This window comes from Salinimonas iocasae, assembly GCF_006228385.1.
Taxonomy (GTDB): Bacteria; Pseudomonadota; Gammaproteobacteria; order Enterobacterales; family Alteromonadaceae; genus Alteromonas; species Alteromonas iocasae.
Genome location: NZ_CP039852.1, coordinates 1,220,698 through 1,236,308, shown reverse-complemented (window position 1 = coordinate 1,236,308; position 15,611 = coordinate 1,220,698). Strand labels below are relative to the sequence as shown.

Genomic DNA, 15,611 nt, shown 5'->3' with positions numbered 1-15,611 from the left:
TCTATTGGCTGTATTGGTTATTCACAGTGGAATGCTTCTTTGAAGTTACAGGCATCTTCAGATGGCACGACGACCGCTTCATCACTGGTGGTAAGCTGGCGCTGCTTGCCGCTAACAAACGCTTTCATACGTTTAGCGATATCAGTATTGTCCATCTGCCCAACGAAGGCGTGACTACCTGCACCAAATGAAAAGACTTCAACATCCACCCCGGTATGACCCGATGTTGTCCAGCCCGTGTTGCTTTTCATATCCAGAAACTTTTTCAGACCGGCTTCGCGTTGCACTACGTCGTCGTGAGCAAGCACTTTGTTTAATACCGTATGGTCCTCTTCTGTAAACGCAAAACCTAACTGCTGACTGATATATGCCAACGGCTGGTCCATATCCGACATGTTTTCAGCAATAGTATGCACCGATGACTTCATGCTTTTCAGAAATTCGGGTGACCAACGATAATCACCATTTGCGCCGATTGTAAGGCCACCTGTACTATGATCAGCAGTTAAAACCACCAGCGTATCAGGGTGGCTTTTTACATACTCTTTCAGGTATTTGATGGTGGCAGCCAGATCGTCCATCTCTGCCATTGCCGAGCCTATATCATTAGCATGACCCGCCCAGTCAACCTGACTGGCTTCAACAAGCAGAAAGAATCCTTCTTCATTTTCCAGGTGCTTTATAGCATGTTCAGTCAGATACGACAGACGATGTTCTCGGGTATCATCCAGCGCAGGAGGTAGCCCTACAGGTGCAAACAACCCCAGTACATCAGATCCGGCCGGAAGCGTGGCCAGTTTGTTGTAGGTATCAACATATTGATAATCTGCATCGATAAACTCAGCGACCAAATCACGATCGTCTCTTTCAAAATACTGCGTTCCGCCACCCAGCATGACATCCGCAACGATTTCACCACTGATACGATCGTCAAAGAAGCTGTCAGCAAGTGCATCATAATTTTTGCGACTTTCATTATGGGCAATATAAGAGGCCGGTGTGGCGTGATTTATCTGAGATGTGACCGCCACACCTGTTCGCATACCCTGCTTCTTAGCCAGTTGGAGTACTGATTCAACTTTTATCTTATTATGGTTTACGCCAATTGCACCATTATAAGATTTTTCACCGCTAGCCAGCGCAGTCGCTGATGCCGCCGAATCTGTAACTAGACCGGACATGTGATGCGGGTAGGTAGAGGCATTACCGGTAAAAATGTCATCAAAGACAACCGTTTCGACAATCTCAGTGGCCGGGTCGTCCATGTAATTGCGATAAGCCGTGGTATAAGCCGGGCCCATGCCGTCAGCAACGACCATGATGATATTTTTAGGTGTATCTGCCTGCATGGTGTGCTCAGCATCATTAGCGGTTTTCGCTGATGACATACAACCAGACAACACAGCGGCGCTTATCAGCGATAAAATTGATACTTTTTTAAGCATGCTAGCGTTCCGTTTTAGGATTCCGTTACTAAAGATATGACAGAGTGTAAATCAGCCACTGTTCAGTCACAAAAGTTATTCCACAACTGACGCAATTTAAACGATTAAATAAGATTGACCGACCCTTAGGTAAATACACGCTAAATATTTCAGTATTAGTGCAATTTAATGAACTACGCATACGGATAGCTTTTTACATTGGGTGACACAAAAAATCGAATTTTTCCTCACTACTATTCATCAAATTGATGCCCGCCAGATGGTTTGCTTTAACGTTTACTATTGCTGAACGGGAGGATGTTGGCAGGAAACTACTGTCCAACTAAGCGTCTGCGCGCATCAACAAAGTTGATTTTCCTCTGGCAAACCAATGATACAGCATTCCTGTTGCATTGAACGCATTCGCGAACCGGACAATTAGGTTTAAGAAGGCAATAACAATACGTCTTATTGTCTGGGAATAGGTTTACCAATCGGTCACCACAATACATTCACGCAATGAATGACGACAATGCTGATTATATATTTACGTTATCTTTAAATCCGCCCTAGGATGAAATGGACCTTACGAAATTTGTTGCCCTACATCGGCCAGCAAGAACAAAACAGATAACATTATGGAGAACGAGCATGTCGCAATATCAACAAGACATCGACGCGATCGCAACGTTAAAATCTACCCAACACGGCAAGTGGGACAGTATCAGCCCTGAATACGCGGCCAGAATGAAAGCACAGAACCGTTTTAAAACGGGTTTGGATATCGCTCGTTATACCGCTGCGATTATGCGTCAGGATATGGCCGATTATGATGCTGACACCGCGCAGTATACACAGTCACTGGGTTGCTGGCACGGCTTCGTTGGTCAGCAAAAAATGCTCTCCATTAAAAAACACTATGGTAATACTAATAAGCGTTACCTGTACCTGTCAGGATGGATGGTGGCGGCACTTCGCTCAGAATTCGGTCCGCTTCCGGACCAGTCTATGCACGAAAAGACCTCGGTACCGGCATTAATAGAAGAGCTTTACACTTTCCTGCGTCAGGCTGATGCGCAAGAGCTGGGCAAACTGTTTAAACAGCTCGATACAGCGAAAGAAAGCGGACAGGATACGGCAGATATTCAGTCTCAAATCGATAATTTTGAGTCACATGTTGTGCCGATTATTGCTGATATCGATGCCGGATTTGGTAACGAAGAAGCCACTTACCTGCTGGCGAAGAAAATGATTGAAGCCGGTGCATGTTGTATCCAGATTGAGAACCAGGTATCAGATGCTAAACAATGCGGGCACCAGGACGGTAAAGTTACAGTGCCGCATGAAGACTTTCTTGCCAAAATTAATGCAGTTCGCTATGCCTTTTTGGAATTAGGCGTGGATGACGGGGTAATTGTTGCACGTACCGATTCTTTGGGTGCTGGCCTGACACAAAAAATCCCAGTATCACAACAACCCGGCGACCTTGCTTCTCAGTACAATGCATATCTGGATACCACAGAGGTAAACGGCGCAGAGGATCTGAAAGACGGCGATTTGGTTATCAAGCAAAACGGCAAATTGGTTAAGCCGGTTCGCCTGCCTAACGGATTGTTCAAATTCAAGTCTGATACCGGCGTTGACCGCGTGGTACTAGACTGCATCACGTCTCTTCAAAATGGCGCAGATTTGTTGTGGATCGAAACGGAAAAACCTCATGTTGGCCAGATTGCCGATATGGTTAATCAGATTCGTGAAGTGGTGCCGGATGCCAAACTGGTTTACAACAACTCACCGTCTTTCAACTGGACGCTGAACTTCCGCCAGCAAATCTTCGACCAGTGGGAGTCACAGGGTAAAGATGTGTCTGGCTATCAGCGTGACCGTCTGATGTCCTCTGAATACGATGAGTCAGAACTGGCCACTGAAGCAGATCAGAAAATTCAAAGCTTCCAGCGTGATGCTGCCCGTGAAGCAGGTATCTTCCACCACCTGATTACACTGCCAACGTATCATACAGCTGCATTATCTACCGACAATCTGGCAAAAGGCTATTTTGGCGAAGAAGGCATGCTGGCCTATGTACGCGGCGTACAGCGTAAAGAGATTCGTGAAGGACTGGCATGTGTTAAACACCAGGCTATGGCGGGTTCTGATTTGGGCGATACTCATAAAGAATATTTCTCAGGTGAGGCGGCGCTTAAAGCATCAGGTAAAGACAACACCATGAATCAGTTCGACGTGTAACATATTAAACGGGCTTTTGCCCTCCCCTTCCCAACTCTGGCTCCTTCGGGAGCCTTTTTTATTTATTGCCGACGCTCACTACCATAAGACTAAATGACTATCTGACTTCTGCGCAGCTTGCCTTTATAATCATCCATTACGTTTTTAGTCACAGAGCATTACAAGAATGAATATAGCCAAAGTGGATTTGAATCTTCTGGTATATCTGGATGTGCTGTTGCGGGAAGGCTCAGTGACCCGGGCCGCCAATCAGCTCAGTATTACCCAGCCGGCGATGAGCAATGGCTTAAAACGTCTGCGTGATTTGTTTAAAGATCCATTGTTGGTACGAACCAGTGACGGCATGACGCCTACCAAACGCGCTCTGGAACTACAGCCTGTTATCCGGGATGTGTTGAGCAGGCTGGAAAGCTCTATTCAGCCTGAGACTGATTTTGAACCGGCCACCAGCCGGCGCACGTTCAGAATTATGACCAGCGACTATGCCGAAAGTACGCTGTTACTGGGGCTTTTGAATGAGCTGGCTGTGCAGGCACCCAATATCACGCTGGATCTTATCACTCCCTCTGACGTTACATTTCATGATGTTGAGCAGGGCAAGGTTGATATGGCTATCAACCGGTTCGAAGAACTGCCTTTATCTTTTCATCAAAAAGTAATCTGGTACGACACTTTCAGCTGTGTCATGAGTGCCCAGCATCCACTGGTTAATGACTGGGATTTACAGGGGTATCTGAATGCCCGTCATGTATGGGTAAGCAAAACCGGCTTTGGTGTGGGTGTAGGCATCGATCCCAACGAGGTACAGAAACTGGGCTGGGTTGACGCTGAGCTGGTAAAGCTTGGCAAACACCGGGATATTCGCGTATTTACCCGCCACTATCACGCAGCGCTGCAAATAGCCAAAACACAACATTTGATTGCCACACTGCCGACCAAGGCAGCCAGACTTTTCAGTGACGATCCCACCGTTGTGCTGAAAGCGCCGCCGTTCGATATTCCGCCCATTGCACTTAAAATGGCATGGAGCGCGCTGTTACATCATGATGCTGGCCACATCTGGTTGCGTCGATTAATCGGTGACGTTGCACAGCGGATGAATGATGGCGAGACATTCAGCTAATTTATGGCAAAGATACAAATCATAAATTAAAAATAAGGTGGCGGGCACTCTACACTGGTAAAAAAACTAAGGAGAGAAAAATGGCTGATAACACCAATCAGAGCTACGTTGCTCAGGGCCGCCTTAATATTGCCTCTACCCTACACAAATTTATTAATGAACAGGCACTACCGGGCACGGGCATCCAGCCTGCGCATTTCTGGCAATCCTTCGAATCAATTCTGGCCGATCTTACCCCGCAAAATATAGCGTTACTTGAAAAGCGAGAACAGCTGCAACAGCAGATAGATGATTACCATCGTGCAGGTAAGCCTGTGAGTGGCGAGTCATATGAAGCCTTTTTACGGGATATCGGGTATCTGGTTAAGCCGCCGCAGACTGTATCTGCTGAAGTTAGTCGTGTAGATGACGAAGTGGCAACGATGGCAGGACCCCAACTGGTGGTGCCGATCAATAATGCCCGGTATGCGTTAAATGCCGCTAATGCACGCTGGGGCAGTTTATATGATGCGTTCTATGGTACCGATGTTATTGAACAGCAAGGTGAACTGGCACCAGGCGCGTCCTACAATGAAACCCGTGGCGCTGCTGTGGTTGATAAAGCCAAAGCCTGGCTGGACAGTGTCATCCCTTTGCAAACAGGCTCTCACAGCGACGCCACCAGTTACTGGATTAAAGGCGATACGCTGGCTGTTAAATTTTCTGACAGCACCGAAACAACCCTGCAAACAGCCCACGCTTTGGCGGGATATCGCGGTAACGCGCAAACTCCGGATGCGCTGCTATTTACTCACAACCAGCTTCATTTCGAGCTTCAGATTGACCGAGAGCACCCGGTTGGCAAGACCGATAAAGCTGGCGTTAGCGATATTCTGATGGAAGCGGCGTTGAGCACCATTATGGATTGTGAAGATTCTGTGGCAGCAGTAGATGCCGAGGATAAAACCCTGGTTTATCAGAACTGGCTGGGGCTGATGAAAGGCACACTGTCTGTTGAGGTATCTAAAAACGGTTCTTCGTCTGTGCGCAGACTGAACCAGGACAGACGTTACCTTCGTGCCGGTGATAATTCTTCCTTTACTCTGCCCGGCAGAAGCCTCATGTTCGTGCGCAACGTGGGTCACCTTATGCAAAATGATGCAATCCTGCTTGATGGCGAACCTGTCTATGAAGGATTGATGGATGCCATGATTACATCACTTATTGGTATTCACGATTTGAAAGAAAATGGTGAGTACCGCAATTCGCGCAAAGGCAGCATTTATATCGTGAAACCGAAGATGCACGGCCCTGAAGAAGTCGCCTTTTCAGACACGCTGTTCAGACGCGTTGAGCAGGCGCTGGGTCTGACCGAGAACACCCTGAAAATGGGCATTATGGATGAAGAGCGCAGGACTAGTGTGAACCTTAAAGCGTGCATTGCACAGGCCCGGCATCGGGTTGTATTTATCAATACTGGCTTTTTGGATCGCACCGGGGACGAAATCCATACATCTATGCTGGCAGGCGCTTTCGCACCAAAAGCAGAGTTAAAAGAGCGGCCCTGGATTGCCGCGTACGAAAAAGCCAACGTTGTCACCGGTCTGGCGTGCGGACTGTCGGGTAAGGCGCAGATTGGTAAGGGTATGTGGCCGGTGCCGGATAATATGGCTGCTATGATGGAAGCAAAAATCGGTCATCCGCAGTCCGGCGCAACAACAGCCTGGGTGCCTTCGCCCACTGCTGCCACACTGCATGCCTTACATTACCATGAAGTTAACGTATCGGATGTGCAAAAGTCTCTGGAAAACAGCGACTTTGATGGCCTGTCAGATATTTTGACAATCCCCTTAATGGCACCAGACTCGACATTATCCTCGTCGCAAATTCAGCGCGAACTGGATAACAATGTTCAGGGTATTCTTGGATATGTTGTGCGCTGGGTGCACCAGGGCATCGGCTGCTCTAAAGTACCAGACATTGATAACGTCGGACTGATGGAAGACCGTGCCACTTTGAGGATCTCCTCTCAACATATTGCTAACTGGCTGGAGCATGGTGTGGTAACCAAAGAACAGGTGGAGGATACGCTGGCGCGTATGGCATCTTTGGTCGATGAGCAAAATGCCGGAGACGATGCTTACATTCCTATGACGCCAAACCTTCAGGAATCTATCGGCTTTCAGGCGGCAAGCGACCTTATATTTAAAGGCACGCGTCAGCCAAGTGGATATACTGAACCACTGCTACATGCGCGTCGTCGCGAAATGAAAGCAAAACTGGCCTCTGTCTCATAACATAGGTATACCTATCACACTGCTTTTGGCAAAGTAATAAAGCCGCCACCTTCGGCGGCTTTATTGTTATGCTGCGCTTTTAAGCAAAATTACTGGATAAGCAACTTAAGTATTCCCAGCTATACTCATAGCAAAGATAATAAATCAAATTCCGCTTGGAAAATGTGCAAACTGATGCAACACTTATTATCAAGCTCCATACAGTACCTACGAGTCTGCCCGTCTGGCAGATATGGCGTGAGATGAGAAGTAGTAGCATTATGGCCAATAAATCAACATTCATGGGAAGCCTTTCCCGTAAAGTTAACGGCACTAAATTAGGTAAACTGATTAAGGGCTATAAGCAGCTTCGTGAAGCTAATTATATTTCTTCTCACTTTGGCACCTATCTGACACCTATCATGGCCAGTGACCATGATATGCGCAATTCGGCCTTCCAGATTCGTCACAATGTCTATTGTGAGGAACTGAAGTTTGAGCCCGTGGCACCTGATGGTTTGGAAATTGATGAGTTCGATCAGTATTCCCGCCACTGTCTGATTCGCCATTTAAATAGTGGTAGCCTGGCCGGCACGGTCCGCACTGTTCGTCCGCTTGAAGATCATGAACTATTACCTATTGAAAAGTACTGCCTGTCTTCCATCACCCGGCACGACTTAAACCCACAAAATTTCGACCGTAAAGATGTATGCGAAATTTCCAGACTGGCGGTACCTGCCCAGTTCAGACGCCGTCAAATGGACCGTTTTGCCGGCGCTGCAACGGGTGTAATTAACCAGACAGCATACTCAGAAACTGAATTACGCTGCTTTCCGTTCATTGCTATCGGGTTGTACTTTGCCGCCGCTGCTTCAGCCATCGAAGGCGATATTCGTCACGCCTTTGTGATGATGGAACCCAGACTCGCCCGCAGCATGAGCTTTGTGGGTATCCGGTTTGAGCAAATCGGGCCTGTCATCGATTATCACGGTAAGCGTGCGCCTTACTATATAAATAAAGAGTTATTGATGGATAACCTGAAGCCAGGTTTCAAATCAATGCTCAATACCATTCGCGGCAGTATCCGTGATCAGCTTCCTGAGGTAGAAACATTCTACCGTAATGAAGTAGCTCCTAATGCGAAGCCACTACAGCGTCAGGCGCATTAATCTGCGCCTCAGCATGCGCTGTTAAAAAGCCTGACACTTTTATTCTCCTGGTTATCAATTAGTTATCAATGCTCTGCATATAGCGCGATGAACGCAGGTGTTATTGACTGTATCGCTGTTTTTGAGAAATAAAAAAAGGGGCGTATTACACGCCCCTTTTTTTACGCTTTACGCGTTTCACTTTATCACAATGCACTGCAGATTAAGAGCTGGTCTTTAACAGGCCGTGTAATCAGACCTTATAATAGTCCCGGTACCACTCAACAAAGTTGTTTACACCCGTTTCAATGGTTGTGGTCGGTCTGTAACCCGTATCTTTTACCAGTGCTTCAACATCGGCAAAGGTGTCCGGCACATCGCCGGGTTGTAGTGGCAGTAATTCTTTTTCAGCCTTCTTACCCAGCGCATTTTCCAGTGTTTCGATATACGTAAGCAAGTGTACCGGTGTTTGTGCGCCAATGTTATACACTTTCCACGGCACCTTACTGGAACCCGGATTTGGCTTCTCGCCCGTCCATTGTGGGTCAACCTGTGCGGTATTATCCAGTGTAGCGATAATCCCTTCTACGATATCGTCGATATAGGTAAAGTCACGACGGTGATTACCGTGGTTAAATACCTTAATCGGCTCATCTTCTAAAATAGCTTTAGTAAACAGGAACAACGCCATATCAGGGCGTCCCCAGGGGCCATATACGGTGAAAAAGCGCAGACCCGTCGTAGGCAGGTTGTACAGGTTGCTGTAGGTGTGTGCCATCAGCTCATTGGCTTTTTTACTGGCCGCGTACAGTGACATTGGGTGGTCGACATTATCTTCCACAGCAAACGGCATACTTTCGTTTGCCCCATATACCGAACTTGAAGATGCATACACCAGATGCTTGATGTCGTTATGACGGCAGCCTTCAAGAATGTTCATGAAGCCGACAATGTTAGAATCAATATAGGCATGCGGATTTTCAATAGAGTATCTGACACCAGCCTGTGCAGCCAGGTGCACAACTTTATCAAACTTCTCTTTGGCAAAGAGCGCTTCCATGCCTTCACGATCTTCAACCGACATTTTTACAAAGCGGAACTTATCAGCACTGGGTAGCGCGTTGATGCGTTCAAGACGTGCGTCTTTCAACGTAGGGTCATAGTAATCGTTAAGATTATCAAGACCAACGACTTCATCGCCCCGCTCTAGCAGGTACATGGATACATGTGAACCGATAAATCCTGCCGCTCCGGTAACAAGCACTTTCATTTTAAGCGTTCCTTATAAGCGTATATCAACGCCTGTTTTATCAAACATATATTTCAAATCAAAAATTACGCTGTCGTCTTTACAGAAACTACGCAACTCTTCTGCCGACCAGGCTTTAAACTGATTGTGGGCCACGGCACCGATAATTGCATCGTATTTACCTTTTTCAGGCGCACCGGTCAGCTCAAGGCCGTACTCATGCAAAACTTCTTCCGGGTCTGCCCATGGGTCGTAGATATCCAGATTTACGTTGTATTCGCGCAATTCCGTAGCGATATCAACCACTTTAGTGTTGCGGATATCCGGGCAGTTTTCTTTAAACGTGATACCCAGCAGCAACACATTCCCGCCATTCACCATAATCTGCTTTTTAAGCATAGTTTTAACCAGGCGAGAAACCACATACTCCCCCATCTTGTCGTTTATACGACGCCCGGCCAGAATGACGTCCGGGTGGTGACCAAGCTCTTCAGCTTTGTGGGTAAGATAATACGGGTCTACACCAATGCAGTGACCGCCTACCAGGCCAGGGCGAAACGGCAAAAAGTTCCACTTACTGCCAGCCGCTTCCAATACCTCTTCGGTATCAATGCCCGCTTTAGCAAAGATCATCGCCAGCTCGTTGATAAGTGCGATATTCAAATCACGCTGTGTATTTTCAATGACTTTGGCTGCCTCGGCGACTTTGATGGAAGATGCCCGGTGCGTACCCGCGGTAATAATTTCGCGATACAGCGCATCGACTTTTTCAGCAATTTCAGGTGTACTGCCTGAGGTCACCTTTACAATGGATTCCAGACGATGCTGTTTGTCACCCGGATTAATCCGTTCAGGGCTGTAACCGGCAAAAAAGTCCTTATTGAACGTTAACCCGGATTTCTTCTCAATCAGCGGAATACAGTATTCTTCGGTCGCGCCGGGGTAAACTGTAGACTCATAAATGACCACGGTGTCAGCGGTAATCACTTCACCAATCATTTCACTGGCTTTATGCAGCGGCGTCATATCCGGCTGTTTATTGCTGTCGATTGGCGTAGGCACCGTTACAATAATGACGTCACAGCCTGACAATGCAGACTTATCATCAGTGAAGCTAAGCGAAGAAGCGGCTTTAAGTTCGTCTTCTGTCACTTCCAGCGTGTGATCTTTATTTCCCTGAAGTTCTTTTACCCGCTGAGAGTTGATATCAAAACCAACGGTGGTGCGATATCGCCCGAATGCTACAGCCAGAGGTAAACCTACATAGCCAAGACCAATAACGGCGATTTTTTTAAATTCTACTGACATACACTTACAACGCTCATTTTTTAATGATGTTTGCACATTTTATTTAGTAAGAAAACGACTATCTTGCCTGCGGGCAAGCACTACTGCAACGGAATGTTATGCTTTCGGGCCAGCGCACTTATATGGCTGGCCGGAATAGCATAGGTAATCCCACTGGGACGGGTGATTGCCGACTCTTTGGTTTCTTTTACAAATACTTTATTTACTACAGCGAACACCTCTTTTGTGTCGGCGCGATATACCGGGCTGCCACTATTGCCAGGATAAGCAACAACATCCAGCTGATATACCATAAAAGGATTACGCAAACGTTGCAGGAATTGTTCAGATATCTGTGAGGTGTTTTTTGCCGCAATAATATTTGGCGTATACGCTGCCACAATTCCCTTATGAGTGGCCGGATATAAGCCTAATACGCCGCCAATTGGAAAACCGGTAACGGCTATATCAGTGCCATCCGGGATAGGATCGTTCTCATTATAAAGTGGTAGCGCTGGAAGTGCGGTGGGTATTTCAAGAATCGCCAGGTCGTGCTCTTCATCCCTGTAAATTTTCTGGACAGGTAGAATTTGCCCTTTCTTACCATGGCCGGCAAAGACAGTGCGCTGATACTTCACGTCCTCTGGTACCTGCATGTCAATAACATGGGTATTGGTGACCACATACTTACCGTTGCCGATAACAAAGCCGGTCCCTTTTAACTGGTGACTCACCGTGGCCAATGGCGCAACCAGACCAACACCTACCACCGCAGGCTTTATCTGTTTAACTGTATCAGCAAGTGTTGCAGCCAGCACTGACTGACATAAGCTTATCAGCACTACCACCACTGCAAATTTCCCTGCGACCATTGTTACCACCTTTTATTGTTAAATCCTTTTTGCGGACCGCATTTTAAATTGTCCGTGTGTATAATAGTATGCATCACTACTAAAAGTAAGCACTATCACGCTGACGCCAGTGTTTAAAACGCACTCGCCTTCTTCTTAGTCAGCAGTAATAATTATCTTAGCAGCAACGCGAAAAGTAAGAGAGATTAAGCAGTGTTTGATTACGATACCGCATTTTCCAGAAACATCGGCTGGGTTACTCATGAAGAACAGTCACAACTACGCCAGAAAAGGGTCGCGATAGCCGGATGTGGTGGCGTAGGCAGCCTGCACGCCTTGACGCTAGCCCGGCTCGGTATTGGTAATGTCAATATATCTGACTTTGACGAATACGATGTTCATAACTTTAACCGCCAGGCCGGCGCGTTTATGTCGACAGTGGGTAAAAACAAAATGCATGTCATGCATGACATGCTAAAGGATATTAACCCACAAATGGACATCCGCAATTTTGGCGACGGCGTGAATACCGACAACGTGGATGACTTTCTTCAGGATGTCGACTTATATATAGACAGCCTGGATTTTTTCGCACTGGATGCCCGTAAGCTGGTTTTCCAGAAGTGTTATGACAAAAATATTCCGGTGGTGACCGCCGCCCCTCTCGGTATGGGTTGTGCCCTGTTATGCTTTATGCCCGGTAAGATGAATTATGAGGAATATTTTCGATTTGAGGATAAGCACGATACAGAAAGTCAGCTTATACAGTTCCTGATTGGCCTGTCGCCGGCGATGTTACAGCGTAATTACCTGGTGGATGAAACCGCCGTGAGCTTTAAAGAGCGCCGTGGCCCGTCTACAGGCATGGCGGTGAACTTATGTGCCGGCATGGCCGAAACCTATGCGCTTAAGATATTGCTTAACCGCGGCGAGGTACTGTGCGCGCCCTACGGCCTGCATTTTGATGCGTATCGTAATAAACTTACCCGCACCTGGTGCCCAAAAGGAAATCGCGGGCCTGTTCAGCGTCTTAAATTTAAGATTGCCGCAAAAATAGTAACAAATAATTAGTGATTTTATGTCAAAAACTTTTACACATCCTTTTTTATGAGATAGCAAAAACCCACAATTTCTATATTTTTCAACATCTTAAAAAGTTGGCACTACAAGTGCATTAACTCTAGCGTGGATTACTCAACCACTTTTAAATTGGAATATGGAGATTGGAAATTATGAAAATCAAAACTTTAGTAAAATCATTAGCTCTAACTGCTGGTATCGCGGCTTCTTTCTCAAGCCACGCTGACTTCCTGGACTTCCAGGTTGACGAAACTCCTTATGGTGGTGAAGTTATCACTGCTGATAAGCTGAACGGCGGTTATAAAGAAATCATCGATTTTGACGGCAATGGTAACTTCACTGCTACTGCGTTCGCAAACATGAACCAATTGTTCAGCAACGAAGGTGGTGACAACCTTGGCGCAGCATCAATGATTGGTTCTAACTACAGTCTGTATGCAACATTCTCTGCATCTGGTTCAGTAATGACTCCCGGCGTTGACGGTTCAATCTCTTCACTGTCTGCAGACCAGGGTTCATTCCAGCTGTTCATCGATCCAAATCGTGACACTACAGCTGCTGACGCTGACCTGAGCCTGTCTGGTACAGCTGATGACATGATGTTAGGTCAAAGCATGAACATCGGCCAAAACGTTGGTCTGCTATACGGTTTCGGTGGCGTATTTGACTTTATGTTCAGTGATTTCGAACTGACTGAAGCAGGCGACTCTTACTTCGTATCACCTACTCCATTCTACATGTATGTAAACGTAGATGGTGACTTTGATACTTTCCCTCTGGAAGGTCAACAACGTGTAACTGGTGACGTAAGTGCGGTATTCGTACCAGAGCCTTCTACACTGGCTGTTCTTGGTCTTGGCCTGTTAGGTCTTGGCGCAACTAGCCGTCGTAAAGCTAAATAATAGCGTTATTCAATTTTAAAGAGGCGACCTAAGGTCGCCTTTTTTATTGTCTAAATTTCACACAAAATACTGTCAACTTTATTTACACCTTCCTTTACCTGCAGTTTCCTTTATATACCATTTCTGATTCAAATCATGCAGATAACAATTTGGCACCATAACTGCAATTCTTACCAGCGTGGACTACTCAACCACTTTTTTTGGAATATGGGATGGATATTATGAAAATTAAAAACTTGGTAAAATCTTTAGCGCTTACTACGGGTATCGTAGCTTCTTTTTCTTCTCACGCTGATTTCTTAGATTTCGAGATTGATGAAACCCCTTACGGTGGTGAAGTTGTTACAGCAGATAAGCTAAATGGCGGTTACAAAGAAATCATCGATTTTGATGGTAATGGTAACTTCACAGCAACTGCGTTTGCCAACATGAACCAATTGTTCGCAAATGAAGGTGGCGATAACCTGGGTGCGAACTCAGTGCTAGGCGCTAACTACAGCCTTTATGCGACATTCTCTGCTTCTGGCACAGTAATGACTCCTGGCATTGATGGTTCGATTTCTTCTCTGTCTGCAGATGAAGGTTCATTCCAGCTTTATGTTGATCCTAACCGTGATACAACTGCTGCAGATGCGGACCTGAGCTTGTCTGGCACTGCTGATGACATGCTGTTAGGTGAAAGCCTGACTATTGGCGACAATGTTGGTCTGTTATACGGCTTCGGCGGTGTTTTTGACTTCATGTTCCAGGACTTCCAAATGACAGAAGCAGGTGATTCTTACTTTGTATCACCAATGCCTTTCTACATGACAGTGAATGTAGACGGTGATTTCGATACGTTCCCTCTGGAAGGTCAACAACGTGTAACAGGTGATGTGAGTGCAGTATTTGCTGTTCCAGAACCTTCTACACTGGCTGTTCTTGGTCTTGGCCTGTTAGGTCTTGGCGCAACAAGCCGTCGTAAAGCTAAATAATAGTTTTGCCTGATTTGAAGAAAGCGACCAACCGGTCGCTTTTTTTTGTGCTCTGAAAACAGATAGTAGCACTGTCGGTTTTATTTACATATAGTACAACTTTTTTATTATTTCTATCCTAAAGCTAATTAATATCAGTAAGTTATAGAGTTGGCACTATAGCTGCTAATACCTTAGCAGCACTTGTAGTTTTGTAATTGGAATACACTGATGGAAGTAACAATGAAAATTAAAAACCTGGTAAAAACATTAGCGTTAACCGCTGGTATCGCAGCATCATTCTCTAGCCACGCGACCTTTCTTGACTTTCAAATAGATGAAACACCTTATGGTGGCGAAGTCATCACTGCTGACAAACTTAATGGCGGCTTTAAAGAAGTTATTACTTTTGACGAAGAAGGTAACTTCACTGCAAACGCGTTTGCCAGCATGGGCCAGCTTTTTGATAACGAAGGTGGAGATAACCTAGGCAGAGGTTCTATGATTGGTAGCAACTATACTATGTATGCTATTTTCTCAGCCACCGGTACTGTTACCCCGACGGGTTCTGACGAAGGATTAATTGCCGAGTTAAATGCTTCTCAGGGCGGTTTCCAACTATATTTAGATCGTAACTACGATACAGAAGCTTCTGGTAGCCTGGTATTATCAAATAACGAAGATGATCTGCTGTTAGGTGAAAGCACTCGTATAGGTGAGAATGTTGCGCTTATTTACGGTTTCGGCGGAGTATATGACTTCATGTTCTTCGACTTTGAGCTTACCGAAAATGGTGATTCTTATTTTGTATCCCCTTCTCCGTTCTATACTTACGTAAGTGTGGATGGCGACTTCGATACCTTCCCTCTTGAAGGTGAGCAATTTGTAACTGGTGACGTTAGCGCGGTATTTGTACCAGAGCCTTCTACACTGGCGGTACTTGGCCTTGGTCTACTGGGTCTGGGTGCAACAAGTCGCCGTAAAGCAAAATAAGCTTAGTAGCAATTGTTTTATAAAGGGTGGTGATGGGCCACCCTTTTTCTGTTTAAACCAACCGAACCCTATTCACCTACCACTACTGTATCTGACCGC

General features: G+C 46.1%; 12 protein-coding genes. 8 read left to right on the top strand and 4 right to left on the bottom strand.

Translation table 11 applies throughout. The features are described 5' to 3' along the window. Positions 1–17 precede the first annotated feature (17 nt). Positions 18–1,445, bottom strand: a complete 1,428-nt coding sequence (locus FBQ74_RS05325; RefSeq protein WP_139755693.1) for an alkaline phosphatase — start codon at positions 1,443–1,445, stop codon at positions 18–20. A gap of 630 nt (positions 1,446–2,075) precedes the next feature. On the opposite strand from FBQ74_RS05325, the gene FBQ74_RS05320 reads away from it, so the two are divergent. The 4 genes from FBQ74_RS05320 (at position 2,076) to FBQ74_RS05305 (ending at position 8,218) form a co-directional block, all read left to right on the top strand. Next, positions 2,076–3,671 carry an isocitrate lyase gene (locus tag FBQ74_RS05320; protein WP_139755692.1) on the top strand — a complete coding sequence of 532 codons (1,596 nt, stop codon included), beginning with the start codon at positions 2,076–2,078 and terminating at the stop codon, positions 3,669–3,671. Positions 3,672–3,837: 166 nt separating this feature from the next. Next, positions 3,838–4,794 (top strand): LysR family transcriptional regulator, encoded by a 957-nt coding sequence (locus FBQ74_RS05315; protein WP_139755691.1) that lies wholly within the window; start codon positions 3,838–3,840, stop codon positions 4,792–4,794. Between the two features lie 80 nt (positions 4,795–4,874). After that, positions 4,875–7,070: a malate synthase G gene (locus tag FBQ74_RS05310; RefSeq protein ID WP_139755690.1), complete on the top strand. Its 2,196-nt coding sequence runs from the start codon at positions 4,875–4,877 to the stop codon at positions 7,068–7,070. 260 nt (positions 7,071–7,330) lie between these two features. Next, positions 7,331–8,218 (top strand): PEP-CTERM/exosortase system-associated acyltransferase, encoded by an 888-nt coding sequence (locus FBQ74_RS05305; RefSeq protein ID WP_232371975.1) that lies wholly within the window; start codon positions 7,331–7,333, stop codon positions 8,216–8,218. Between the two features lie 232 nt (positions 8,219–8,450). On the opposite strand, the gene FBQ74_RS05300 is transcribed toward FBQ74_RS05305, so the two are convergent. The 3 genes from FBQ74_RS05300 to FBQ74_RS05290 form a co-directional block, all read right to left on the bottom strand. Beyond that, positions 8,451–9,467 carry an NAD-dependent epimerase gene (locus FBQ74_RS05300; protein WP_139755689.1) on the bottom strand — a complete coding sequence of 339 codons (1,017 nt, stop codon included), beginning with the start codon at positions 9,465–9,467 and terminating at the stop codon, positions 8,451–8,453. A 12-nt stretch (positions 9,468–9,479) separates the two neighbouring features. Next, positions 9,480–10,754 (bottom strand): Vi polysaccharide biosynthesis UDP-N-acetylglucosamine C-6 dehydrogenase TviB, encoded by a 1,275-nt coding sequence (gene tviB / locus FBQ74_RS05295; protein ID WP_139755688.1) that lies wholly within the window; start codon positions 10,752–10,754, stop codon positions 9,480–9,482. 80 nt (positions 10,755–10,834) lie between these two features. Next, complete coding sequence (locus tag FBQ74_RS05290; protein WP_139755687.1) at positions 10,835–11,605, bottom strand: S1 family peptidase; 771 nt, start codon at positions 11,603–11,605, stop codon at positions 10,835–10,837. Positions 11,606–11,797: 192 nt separating this feature from the next. Here FBQ74_RS05290 and FBQ74_RS05285 point away from each other — a divergent pair, with 192 nt between their 5' ends. The 4 genes from FBQ74_RS05285 (at position 11,798) to pepA (FBQ74_RS05270) (ending at position 15,512) form a co-directional block, all read left to right on the top strand. Beyond that, complete coding sequence (locus tag FBQ74_RS05285) at positions 11,798–12,655, top strand: ThiF family adenylyltransferase (RefSeq protein ID WP_139755686.1); 858 nt, start codon at positions 11,798–11,800, stop codon at positions 12,653–12,655. Positions 12,656–12,816: 161 nt separating this feature from the next. Then, complete coding sequence (gene pepA, locus FBQ74_RS05280; protein ID WP_139755685.1) at positions 12,817–13,566, top strand: flocculation-associated PEP-CTERM protein PepA; 750 nt, start codon at positions 12,817–12,819, stop codon at positions 13,564–13,566. 221 nt (positions 13,567–13,787) lie between these two features. Next, entirely contained in the window at positions 13,788–14,540 is a 753-nt protein-coding gene (gene pepA / locus FBQ74_RS05275) for a flocculation-associated PEP-CTERM protein PepA (RefSeq protein WP_139755684.1), read from the top strand. A 222-nt stretch (positions 14,541–14,762) separates the two neighbouring features. Then, positions 14,763–15,512 (top strand): flocculation-associated PEP-CTERM protein PepA, encoded by a 750-nt coding sequence (gene pepA, locus FBQ74_RS05270; protein WP_139755683.1) that lies wholly within the window; start codon positions 14,763–14,765, stop codon positions 15,510–15,512. The last annotated feature ends 99 nt before the right edge of the window (positions 15,513–15,611 follow it).

Excerpts from the sequence above, each read along its gene's own strand:
- FBQ74_RS05305 (WP_232371975.1), top strand. The coding sequence starts at position 7,331 with ATGGCCAATAAATCAACATTCATGGGAAGCCTTTCCCGTAAAGTTAAC.
- FBQ74_RS05315 (WP_139755691.1), top strand. The coding sequence starts at position 3,838 with ATGAATATAGCCAAAGTGGATTTGAATCTTCTGGTATATCTGGATGTG.
- FBQ74_RS05300 (WP_139755689.1), bottom strand. The coding sequence starts at position 9,467 with ATGAAAGTGCTTGTTACCGGAGCGGCAGGATTTATCGGTTCACATGTA.
- FBQ74_RS05290 (WP_139755687.1), bottom strand. The coding sequence starts at position 11,605 with ATGGTCGCAGGGAAATTTGCAGTGGTGGTAGTGCTGATAAGCTTATGT.
- FBQ74_RS05320 (WP_139755692.1), top strand. The coding sequence starts at position 2,076 with ATGTCGCAATATCAACAAGACATCGACGCGATCGCAACGTTAAAATCT.
- pepA (WP_139755683.1), top strand. The coding sequence starts at position 14,763 with ATGAAAATTAAAAACCTGGTAAAAACATTAGCGTTAACCGCTGGTATC.
- tviB (WP_139755688.1), bottom strand. The coding sequence starts at position 10,754 with ATGTCAGTAGAATTTAAAAAAATCGCCGTTATTGGTCTTGGCTATGTA.
- pepA (WP_139755684.1), top strand. The coding sequence starts at position 13,788 with ATGAAAATTAAAAACTTGGTAAAATCTTTAGCGCTTACTACGGGTATC.
- FBQ74_RS05310 (WP_139755690.1), top strand. The coding sequence starts at position 4,875 with ATGGCTGATAACACCAATCAGAGCTACGTTGCTCAGGGCCGCCTTAAT.
- FBQ74_RS05325 (WP_139755693.1), bottom strand. The coding sequence starts at position 1,445 with ATGCTTAAAAAAGTATCAATTTTATCGCTGATAAGCGCCGCTGTGTTG.
- pepA (WP_139755685.1), top strand. The coding sequence starts at position 12,817 with ATGAAAATCAAAACTTTAGTAAAATCATTAGCTCTAACTGCTGGTATC.